Raw genomic sequence first — 11,831 nt, forward strand, 5'->3', positions numbered from 1 at the left:
ATTTTTCTAAAAATTTGCTTGACAAAATATGAGTCTTTTGATGTAAATATTGTATTGATTTGAAATTGCAGTATACTAGAATTATAAGTATCATATAGGTTTGTAATATATTAGTATAAGTCGCATATTTTTAAGTAGGTTTTATCTTTAAATTTTCTGAATGTATTTTTAAACAGGAGGACGTTATGTTCGAAAAAATTAAGCCATTACATGATCGTGTTTTGGTAAAACGTGTCGAAATGGAAGATACCACACCTGGTGGCATTATTATTCCTGATGCCGCAAAAGAAAAAGCGCAAACAGCTAAAGTTGTAGCGGTTGGAGAAGGGCGTATAACTTCTGAAGGAAAAACAGTACCAATGGCGGTTAAAGCTGGTGATGTTATTTTTTTTGGTAAATATGCCGGTACTGAAGCTGGTGATGAGTACTTGATTATTCGTGAAGATGAAATTTTAGGCGTGGTAGAACAATAAAATTATTAAACTCAATACAAGGAGTTTTAAATGGCTGGAAAACGTATATTATTTGGTGTTGATGCTCGTGAAAAAATTCGTAAAGGCGTTGATACATTGGCTGATGCGGTTAAAGTAACTCTAGGGCCAAAAGGTCGTAATGTTGCCTATGATAAATCTTTTGGTTCACCAGGTATCACTAAAGATGGTGTAACGGTTGCAAAAGAGATCGAATTAACTGATAAGCTTGAAAATATGGGCGCACAAATGGTGCGTGAAGTAGCAAGCAAAACGGCTGATGTAGCTGGTGATGGTACTACAACTGCAACAGTACTTGCCCAAGCAATTTTCCGTGAAGGAAATAAATATGTAACTGCTGGTGCGAATCCAATGGAATTAAAGCGTGGGATTGAAAAAGCAGTTATAGCAGCCGTAAAAGCGATTAAAGAACAATCAAGAAAAGTAAGCTCAAAAAAAGAAATCGAACAAGTAGCAACGGTTTCTGCATCTGATGCAAGCATTGGACAATTGATTGCTGAAGCAATGGATCGAGTTGGCCGCGATGGTGTAATCACGGTTGAAGAAGCAAAAGGTATGGAAGATGAGCTTGAAGTAGTAGAAGGAATGCAATTTGATAAGGGGTATGTATCTCCTTATTTTGCAACCGATACTGAAAAAATGGAAGCCACACTCGCTGATCCACTTATTTTAATTGTTGAAAAGAAAATTTCATCAATGAAAAGTTTGCTGCCCGTATTAGAGCAAGTTGCAAAAGCTGGTCGTCCATTATTAATTATTGCTGAAGATGTAGAAGGTGAAGCGTTAGCAACTTTAGTGGTAAATAAGTTACGCGGTACTATTAATGTAGCCGCAGTTAAAGCACCTGGTTTTGGTGATCGTCGTAAAGCAATGCTTGAAGATATTGCTATTTTAACTGGTGGCAAATTGGTTTCTGAAGATCTTGGTATTAAGCTAGAAAGCCTTGGTATTAACGATCTTGGTCGTGCTGCAAAAGTAGTAGTTACTAAAGATAATTGCACGATTATTGAAGGAAAAGGTGAAGCAGTTACTATTAAAGGCCGTGTTGACCAAATTCGTGCACAAATTGAAGCGACCACTTCAGATTACGATATAGAAAAGCTACAAGAACGCTTAGCAAAACTTGCAGGCGGAGTAGCAGTTATCAAAGTAGGTGCCATAACTGAATCTGAAATGAAAGAAAAGAAAGACCGTATTGAAGATGCATTAAACGCAACTCGTGCGGCCGTTGAAGAAGGTATTGTTGCTGGTGGTGGTGTTGCATTACTTCGTGCACAAGCAGCAATTACAGAAGTAATGGCAGAAGGTGATGAAAAAATGGGCGTACAAATTGTTATGCGCTCACTTGAAGAGCCGTTGCGTATTATTTCTTCAAACGCTGGCTACGAAGCATCAGTTATTGTAAATAAAGTAAAATCTGAAAAAGGTAATATTGGCTTTAATGCAAAAACTGGTGAATTAGTTGATATGATTGAAATGGGTATTATTGATCCGGCAAAAGTAACGCGTACTGCGTTACAAAATGCATCATCCATTTCAGGATTATTATTAACTACAGAAGCAATTATTTCAGAAAACCCTGAAGATAAAAAAGAATCTACTCCAGCACCAGGTGGCATGGGTGGAATGGGCGGTATGGGTGGCATGCCTGGCATGTACTAATCCGTTTTTTTCTTTGTTTTTAATAATTTTGAGGTCCAAGTAATTTGGGCCTCTTTTTTTGTTTAAGCAATTTAAATATTTTATTTAAATGGATAATAATGAGAAAAATGTTATTGTTTTTCGTACTGAATAATTTTATACATAATTTAAATTGATTGATATTTTTGTGAGAAATAAAACTTTTTTTATAACTACCGTTTTGAGTATTTCATTATCGGTATTTTCAGTTTTTGGAATGGAACTTTTACATCAGCGATTTGATAGAAAAAATTTGCCTCTTTTAAAAAATATAATTAATCATTTATTAGCTAGTGGATGCCCAACTCCAAAAGAAAAAATAGGATTTATTGAATTTGCATTAAGCATTTTGGATCCAATTTTTGCCAAAAAAATTCTTAAATCAGATTTAAAAATTATTAATGAAAAAAGTAAATATGGTTGTACTTTTTTACATTATCTTGTGAAGTATCCTGCTTTTTATAGCGAAAGTCTGACTTTAGATTTGTTAGAAAAAGGAGCAAATCCAAATATTCTTAATGATGAAGGTTATTCAGCATTGCAACAGGCTTTTATTAAAAATCAAAAAAAATATTCGCCATATATCCAAGAGAGTATTGATGTGTTTATGAATCATCCTTCTAATAATATTAATCAGCAAAGTAAAAATAAAAAAACATTATTGCACTATGCCATTATATATTCTGACGTGGAGATTATTAAAAAAATATTAAAAAGAAATGCAAACACCAATCTTCAAGATGAAAATGGAAATACGGTATTACATTCTCTTGCGGAATATCCAATATCTATTTGTATGGCTATTGCAGCACAATTACTTGCGTTTGGCGCGGAGCCAAATGTTACTAACAATAATGGGCTTTCGCCATTATTGCTCATCTTGCAAGCAAAATATCATTATAAATATCGATTGGAAGCGGTTGATTTAAAAAATAATCTCTTTTATCAAGATTTTTTTGATGAAACGCTGGATGTACTTATTAATAATCCCAATACTGATCTTGAAATAGCAAATCCTATGAATGGAAAAATAGCATTACATTATGCAGCAGAATTTGGTGACTTTAAAATACTGAGCAGATTGCTTAAGCCAGGTGTTAATATTGATATACTTGATAAGCAGGGAATGACGCCATTAAACTACGTGCGCAAAGAAAATAAAAATAAATCTCGCGAGAGAGACTATGCAATCTCTATTAAGTTATTGTCCGATTATACGCAACAAGATAATATTGAGTTAAAAAAGCCGCATTTAAATAACTATTTTTCTCGATTTTGCAAAGTAGGAAACCATAAAGAAAAATTGAAAGACTTTGGCTTTGTGTTGCCGGGATCTTATTGTAATATTTTAGATTTTGTTTTAAATAAGAAAAAATAAAGCAAGAGATCTACCCCTGCCTAAAAATATATTAAAGGCTTTTTTTAGCTGTTTTTTTCGGTGATAGTTTTACTTAGGAATTTATCAGTTTTAAGAAAAAAATTCCTTATTTTTTGATTTTATTCAATTTGACAATATTGAATAAAAATGCCATAATTAGGGGAATAAGTTAATTTGTTAGTCAATTTTTGAATGGATATTATATTATGAAAATCAAATCAATATTGCGGAATATTTTTCTAATTTCAAGTATTTTTTTTCTTAATGGTTCTATAAATATTTATGCAATGGGTTCTAATTCTTCTTCGGACAGTGAAGATAATTCATCTTATTCTTATATATCATCAGAAAGTGACCAAGAGCTTGGATATGAGAGTGCAGGAAGTGATTATTATGCCAGAGCCTTATTACCATTGCATACAGCGGTAAGAAATAGTTCTGTAAAACGTGTAAAAAACTTACTAAAAGAAGTTGTTGATATTGATTTTCGTGATAGTAAGGGGAAAACTCCTTTACATCATATATGGGATGGAAATTTTAATGTTTATATCGCCAATGAATTAATTGAAAAACAAGCAAACGTTAATGCTCTAGATAATAAAAATAGAACAGTTTTGCATCTTATCGCTAAACATACCCCCAAGGTTAAAAATTCTGAAAAGTTACTACAAGCACTTTTGGAAAAAAAAGTAAATGTAAATGTGCAAGATAATGACGGCAATACGTCATTACATATTTTGTTAAAGAAAATAAAACAACAAGGAAAATTTTCATATAATAAAAACGAAAAGACTAATTTGCAAATTGATAATTTTTTATCTTATGGTTTAGATCTGAAGACACTTGCTTTGCAAAATAATGATGGACAAACTCCACTCGATATAATATTTAAAAAATTGTTAAGTTATCAAGACGGCACAACTGAAACTATACAAAAATGGATTAGGTTATTCGGTTTACATGTTAAAGATTCTGATGGTAAAACTATCTTGCATTACATTCCTTCATATGACCAGGAAGTTGACTCTTGGATAGATTTTCTTAAAAAAAATATTAAGCAAATAGAAGAAAAAAATATTTTATTTATAAAAGATAATGATGGAAAAACCTGTTTGCATTATATATGCCAAGCAAAAAATTCCGAAATCTATTCATTTATTAAATTGATTTTTGCTCGTCTATTACAAAATAATTTTGCACAAGCTCAAGATTTAATAAATGTACAAGATAACCAAGGGAAAACTGCTTTAGATTATTTAATATCCAATGATTCATTCCATCAATATTTACTCGAAATATTAGAATTGTTTGAAAGCAAAGGATTAAAAATAAAAAGTTGCTTTCAACAAGGTCAGCATTTGTTGGCATCATATATTGGTAATTACCAGATTATAAAACCAAATGTTATTATTAAAATTAAACAGCTGGCTCAAAAAGAAGGTTGTTGGATTAATTTTAAATTAGCAGAGAAGTTATATGAAAATAAAGGTTCTTTTGATCCTGGGATTTATGATTTATTAATTTCTAAAGAATTAGTAATTTATCAGAAACCAACTCAAAATTTATCAGAACATTTTAATAATAATAATAATTTTCATTTTGAACAAATGTATCAAAAAATTACAAATATGAGCAATTGCTATGAAAAGTTAAGCGTGCAGTTAACGCAAATAGCTCTTCAAAAAAATAAAACGATTGATAATAGTGAAATAAATAATATCTTAAATTCTATAAGCGTTGCTTTAGAAAAACAGGGCAGTATGCTTAATGATATTGCAATCCAAAGTAAAGAAGAACATATCAAAAATACTTTACGTGATATTGTAAAAGAAACAAGAAAAGTTAAAATAACAAATCTAAATGAGCTCTATCGAGAAAATGAAAGATATCGTTCTGATATTAATAATGTGATATCTGAAGTGATGAAAAAACAAAATGGTATTGTTAGTCTTTTAAATTCATTTGATACAAAGAATAATGAATTAAAAGAGACGATAATCAATAGTATTGAAACAAATCATGAAAAATTAAACAAAATCTTTGAAGATATAAAATCTATGAATGAGCAAACCAAATTAAATGATTTTTTGCAAAAACAAGATGAGCAATTCAAGACTGTTTTTACAAAATTAAATGATCTTGAAAAGAAACTTGAAGAAAAAACAAATTATTCATATTTCAAATCAGTACAGCAATTTGTAAAAAAACCAGTTGTTTGGGGTTTCGGCCTTGGGTTAGCAACAGTTGGTTGGCTTGGATGGCGATATTTAACACAAAGAGCATAAGTATTTGCTTTATAAATTCTTTTCATTGAGCAAGGTATTTTGCCTTGCTCAATTTTTTTCTTAAAATAACTTACAATATAATCATAATTTATTTCTAAAAAATAAAACTGGGTGCTTACTTCATGTTAAAAATATTTTTAATATTTTTTATCTTTTGTTCCCCACTTTTTTCTATGTATGACATTGATTCAAGAATTGAGCAACTACTTTTAAGTCATTTATCAAGTATAGATGAAACACGCAATATGCTTAGATCTATTGAGTATACCCAATTGCAAAAACAAATAGATTCTTGGCATACTAATAATAAAAAAACAGATTTATTGAAAAAAGTATTTAAATTAAGAGAGGTTAGGTTAATTCGCAATATAATAAGGAAAGAGCCACGCCTTTTTGATGAATATGGCAATACATTGCTTTATTATTTAATTGAAACTCCCATGATAATAAATCATAGTCTTGCACAATGGCTTTTGACCGAAGGTATTGATTCAAACGTATATAATCGATTTGGATATACTGCTTTACATTATGCAATCATCGAAAAAGATCTAAAAATTGGTTATGAGAACTTAGTACAAGATGTTATCGATATATTAGTTCAAAATAAAGATACTAATCTCAATAATCCTACACAAAAATTAGCACAAACGCCTTTGCATCTTGCGGTGCAAGAAAAGAATGCGAATCTGATTCATACATTACTTGATAAAAAAGTGTTAGTGGATCAAAAAGATAGAAATGGCAAAACACCATTACGTTATTTAGTTGATTTAGAAAATACATCGACACAAGAGATAATTTCTTTTATAGAACTTTTTTTGCACTGTGGTGCCAATATACATAGCAAAGATAATGAAAATCGAACAATTTTAGATTCGCTAGTTTATAAATGGAATAATAATCTTATAAAATTTTTTCTCAAAAAAACGAATATTTCATTACAAGAATGTTTTAATAATGGCAAACAACTTTTGTTTCAATATTTATGGAATAATCCACAGGTTGATCAAGAAATTGTTACCTTATTATTTGAAAAAGCTCAGCAAGAAAAAATAGCTTTTGATGATCCATTTTGCAATCAAGTGAATTAAATATTCTTATTCTTAATAATCTAAAATGTACCGCCAATTTTTCCCCAAAGGCCCCAGTTTTGGAGTATGGTATTATTTTGCGGAATTTCGACAAAACCGCCAAGACCCCAAAATAAAGCAAATGTACATTGATCATGAACGATACCGAGTGCGCAGTGAATACGATGCGCAAGGCCTGCTCTTGCAGCACCAGAACGTAAATCAAGATCTCGTTCACGGATAGGAACAAAGGTTGGTTGATTACTGCTATTTAAATCGTTAGGAGCACGATTGGCTATAGTACTTTCACTCGCCGTGGCGCCAATATTAGTGCCAGGTACTAATGCTCCATCACCAGCAATGCCATAATCTTCAGGAAATGGATGCGGTAATTCAAGAAGTTCATCACCATGAGCCCAAAAACTATAACCAATTTCGAATTCACACCACTTTACTTGTATTCGTAAACCTGCTGATAAATCGACAAAATTAAACGGTTGTACTTTTACGCATGGTGATAACACATTAATAGCAGGTATATTCATTGTGCCGTCCCGTTTATTTAAAAGTAGATAGCGACTCCATGGTTTAAAACGCAAGTTTAATGAACGCCGTTGAAAATTACGCAAAAAAAATAAATTTTCGACATTAAAAAATAATGCAACTAATTTACAGTCAACATCGCGATTGAGTGGTAATTGGAAGTGAACACCAGATCCAAAACCAAAATGGCGATTATGTCCTAAAAAAGGATCAAACATATAAGTAGGGTCTTGGTGTTTAGCTGTAGGAAAAATAACTGAACTATAACCACCAATTTGAAAACCATCACGAGCCATAAGAGTGGCTCCCAATTTAAATTGTAATTCAGATACTGATTTGTTTTCTCGTTTACGGTTTGCTATTTTCCCGAATCGCATATTTGTTCTATTAAATGCAGCAATAATGTCTTTAGGTGAATTTTGTGAAGGGCCAGATATAAGTAATTGTGAAGGCTGCAAAGTATTTTCTACTATTTGAAAAGCAAATGCCGCGCCAACCCATAATGAGGCGAATAAATCTCTGATCGAGAATTTTTTTAAATCCTGATTGAGTTCAAACCAAATACCAAATTGTTTTTGTTTTGGATTAAGTGAAAAAGTGCCAACAAAATCATTTGGTAGTTGAAGCCATTCGGCACGCACATCACGAAGATTGGGTGCCGGAGCCATATCACCTTTAAAAACTAAAGTATTTTTTTGATTAATTAAAAAATATCGTGCGACTGGTGCATTACTAAATGATTGTTGATACATCGGCATTATTTGAAAGCTATGCATTAAGCAGCCAATTTTTTCGTACACTGCATCATGCCAATAAGAAGAAAGTTGGGCTGCGATATTTTGAAAAATTGGGCGATAAAATAAGAATGACTGTGCCGTTTTTTCTACACGACGGTCAATTGGTGCGGTTTTAAATAATGGAAATCCAATTGGCGGATCAGCATGCAAAAAAGTAATCATAAAAATGAGTAATAATGATACGAGCAATTTTTTCATGCAAAGATCCTTTTTTGAAAATAGCAAAAGCAGTAAAAGTGTAAGGTAGGTTGGCAATAAAAACAAGCACATAAGCGATTTTATTGTGTTATTAAGATAAATTTTTATATATTTTGAAAAATTAGATATCCAAGGAGACTGATGAAAAAATTATTTTTCTTGATTCCTTTTTTGCTTTTACAAAATTGTATTGCTGATTTTCGTGAATTAGTAATTTTATTAGATTGGGCTAATGAGCGTATCGAACGCGATTTAGATAATTTAAATATTGTGCAAAATCTTAAATCATTTGGGCCAGTAAGCAATTCGTTAACTTCAGCAATACTTCAAAAAATACCGATATTAACAACTGCAACATTATGGAAAAATTTTGTATTAAGAAAACAAATTTTTAATGATTTTGTTACTGATGACTTATCAATTTTAATTAAAAAATATCAAGGCAAATTTAAACAGTTTGCCACTGAGGAGGATATAAAAACATTTGCTGAATATTGTAAACTTAGAAAAGCAAAAAAAGAGGAACAAATTCCAGTAGAACAGCAAGGACGATTAAATAGTTATTTTCGGTGTTATCAGATTCAATTTCTTTCTAGCCAATGGCGTGTAGAAAAATTTAATAATTATTTTTATTTGTTACTTCCATTGGAATATCTTGAAAACTTAAAAAAACCGGGTTCTTTTGCTATTGCACAAAAGAACTTTTTAACATCGTTATCAGATGATGAACTTTTGCTTGGCTTAAAAAAGGGAGTAATAATCGAAAATCCCCTTCTTAATTCAATTGAAACACCATTAAAATTAAAGTTAGGAACAGAATTTGAAGTAATACTTCCGCAGTTATTTATTACTGGTAATGATCTCCAAGATAAAGATGGTAATAGCAAAAAAACAGAACAAAATAAATTGCAATATCTTCATGAATGGCTCTTTTATCTTGTAGGACATGGAGCACCTATCAAAGAGGGAAAACCAGGAATTATTGCAGGATTATTTACATCATATTTTAAAAGAGTTTTGGCATTTTTTAATAATCAAATTGAAACTAAGTTATTATTGTATGTTTCTTGTTTTGTTGGTGGAAAACATTTACTGGCGCCGTATGAACATTCTTGGTTCTATCCATCATTACTTTCTAAGGGGATTAAGCGTAAAGAAATAATACCCGAAGTATTTAATTATATTATTATTGCAAGTGGATTGTCTTATTTACCAACGCAGGCACGACGTATTTATTTTCCTAATTACAAAGCATTTTTTAAAGATATAAAAGAATATTTCTATATTCAGCAAGCAAAAAAAAGAGAATCAGATTTGTTTAATGCCATTAATTACGTGTATCCGCTTTATGAGCAAACTGGAGAATTGAAAGTAACGCAATTACCCGTTATTCGTTATCCAGGAATTGAATGGTTTTCAATTATAAATATCGATAAAAAAATATTTGAGTTAACGCGAGTGTTAGTTGAAACGCGTGAAGCAGAAGCGCGAGAAATACCAATCATTGATAAAGAATTAATTATTGTTTATCCAGAGAAATTACCAATTTCCACTATTAGGCGAATACATAGTGAAGTATTAGTACCGGTGCGTATCAAAAAAGATAAAAATAATAAATTACCGGCAATTATATCAAGCGCTGCTAATCCAGCAACTCATTATTTCGAACAATTAATAATAGAAAATGGTGGTTTATCAGAAATATTACGTTCATTCTTAATTGTGCAAGAACATTATGGCAGAACATTCTATATAAAACAGTTAACGAGTAACAATGATATAATTGATTATCAATCAAAAATGGTTGGTTTTGTAAAAGATAAACCTATAGATTTATATAATGTTATAATTTTAGTAAACGATATAAATCCATTAGATCCGAAAGATCCCAAGAAATATAATGGTATTATTTTTAGCACTACAAAAACAGGGGATAATAATTTTATGGCCTATTGGCCTAGTAAAAGCCATGAAGGAAAAATGAGAATATTATCAGCCCGCATACTACCTGATTTACAGAAAATTGAAAAAAAGGTGCCGCAATATCCCTATAAAATTCAGCAAGCAAAATTAAAAAAAATTTTTGAAGTACTTGAAAAAAGAAAAGAAAGTGAAAAGCCTATTGATCAACCAAAGTCTGAAAAAGAAGAAATTATAGAATAATACAAATAAGAAGTTAGATAAGGGTTAATTTTATTTTTTTAACAATGAGATAGCTTTTTCAATATTTTGATTTTCATAAACAATTGCTGCTATCGCTTGTGTAAAGGCTATGGCATGGCCGAGTGTTTTTTGATGAATATTACGCCCAGTAGCATTGCCAGCGATATTCCCCACATGAATTTGATTGTATAATTTTTGTAAAAATTTTTCATCATCAATGGTAGCGCCACCAGAACATAGTAATTTTGTGTTACCTGCAGTTTGTGCTGCAATCGCTAACCATTTTTCCGATGTTTTATTATCACTTGATTTTGGTGGATTTATTTTTGCAAAATCACTGCCAAGTGCATTTGCAACACCAGCAGCACCAGCAATAAGATTGCCATCTAATTGATTGGTAATTGATTTGCCACGCGGATACATCCATAGAATAGTAATTAAACCATGCTGATGAGCTTCAAAAACCATTTTTGCAGCAGTATGCAGCATTTCGGCTTCAAATTCACTACCCAAATAAAGAGTAAAGCCAATACCGCGAATTTTAAGATTGGTATGTTTTTGAAACTTTACTACATCTTTTACAGTCCAGAGTTGTTTGCTGAAAGGATCTTTAATTTCTTCTTTTACTAAATTAGTTTTAGAATTAAGTTTTACAATATAATCTATATTCTTGTATTGATTACCATAACGAGCAAGCAGGCCTAATTGTATTGCCATTGCACCAATATCACCTTTACTTGCAATTTCAAATAAGTGTTCTGGATTATTATCTTCTACAGGAATATCTGGTCCATAAAAATCATCATTCATATGTTCAATTTTTTGATCACATGAAAAAAGCATTAAATGATTAGTGCCACGTGTAATAGCCTGATAGTTTTTGGCAAAATCATACTTTTTGGCAGCTGGTACATCGGCTGGAATGAATTGTTCTTTAATTTTTTTCCAAAATATCATTAAATTCTTTTTGTTTTAATATTTAATAGATCATAGCATGAGAGATAACAAAATTATAACATTTCTATACATAGATTACTTTTAATTGTAATTTTACAGCATTGTAAGTTTTTTTAATTTAGCAAATTTGGCTTTATGTTGGTCAAAGGTTATTCTTCTAAAGTTCATTTTTTCTAAAATAAACTACTGTTACAAGATATCTCGCTCGACGCAGTGCTACACGCACCTCCTATGATCAAAGGCTTTCGGGACGGGAGATAGGCTGA

8 protein-coding genes are annotated in these 11,831 nt (G+C 31.1%); 6 read left to right on the top strand and 2 right to left on the bottom strand.

What is annotated here, in order from left to right; genetic code table 11:
* The first annotated feature begins 185 nt into the window (after window positions 1-185).
* From WDZ41_02240 to WDZ41_02260, 5 genes are all read left to right on the top strand, one after another.
* Window positions 186-473 carry a co-chaperone GroES gene (locus tag WDZ41_02240; protein MEX0940152.1) on the top strand — a complete coding sequence of 96 codons (288 nt, stop codon included), beginning with the start codon at window positions 186-188 and terminating at the stop codon, window positions 471-473.
* Between the two features lie 30 nt (window positions 474-503).
* Window positions 504-2,153 carry a chaperonin GroEL gene (gene groL / locus WDZ41_02245; GenBank protein ID MEX0940153.1) on the top strand — a complete coding sequence of 550 codons (1,650 nt, stop codon included), beginning with the start codon at window positions 504-506 and terminating at the stop codon, window positions 2,151-2,153.
* A 166-nt stretch (window positions 2,154-2,319) separates the two neighbouring features.
* Window positions 2,320-3,549 carry an ankyrin repeat domain-containing protein gene (locus WDZ41_02250; GenBank protein MEX0940154.1) on the top strand — a complete coding sequence of 410 codons (1,230 nt, stop codon included), beginning with the start codon at window positions 2,320-2,322 and terminating at the stop codon, window positions 3,547-3,549.
* A 206-nt stretch (window positions 3,550-3,755) separates the two neighbouring features.
* Window positions 3,756-5,834: an ankyrin repeat domain-containing protein gene (locus tag WDZ41_02255; GenBank protein MEX0940155.1), complete on the top strand. Its 2,079-nt coding sequence runs from the start codon at window positions 3,756-3,758 to the stop codon at window positions 5,832-5,834.
* Between the two features lie 122 nt (window positions 5,835-5,956).
* Window positions 5,957-6,928, top strand: coding sequence for an ankyrin repeat domain-containing protein (locus tag WDZ41_02260; GenBank protein MEX0940156.1), 972 nt, complete (start codon window positions 5,957-5,959; stop codon window positions 6,926-6,928).
* Between the two features lie 20 nt (window positions 6,929-6,948).
* On the opposite strand, the gene WDZ41_02265 is transcribed toward WDZ41_02260, so the two are convergent.
* Window positions 6,949-8,445 (bottom strand): hypothetical protein, encoded by a 1,497-nt coding sequence (locus WDZ41_02265; protein MEX0940157.1) that lies wholly within the window; start codon window positions 8,443-8,445, stop codon window positions 6,949-6,951.
* A 141-nt stretch (window positions 8,446-8,586) separates the two neighbouring features.
* Between WDZ41_02265 and WDZ41_02270 the strand changes: the two genes are divergently transcribed.
* Window positions 8,587-10,608, top strand: coding sequence for a hypothetical protein (locus WDZ41_02270; protein ID MEX0940158.1), 2,022 nt, complete (start codon window positions 8,587-8,589; stop codon window positions 10,606-10,608).
* A gap of 30 nt (window positions 10,609-10,638) precedes the next feature.
* On the opposite strand, the gene WDZ41_02275 is transcribed toward WDZ41_02270, so the two are convergent.
* Window positions 10,639-11,565: a hypothetical protein gene (locus WDZ41_02275; GenBank protein MEX0940159.1), complete on the bottom strand. Its 927-nt coding sequence runs from the start codon at window positions 11,563-11,565 to the stop codon at window positions 10,639-10,641.
* Window positions 11,566-11,831: the final 266 nt, after the last annotated feature.

This window comes from Candidatus Babeliales bacterium, assembly GCA_040879965.1.
Classification (GTDB): domain Bacteria; phylum Babelota; class Babeliae; order Babelales; family JACPOV01; genus JBBDJI01.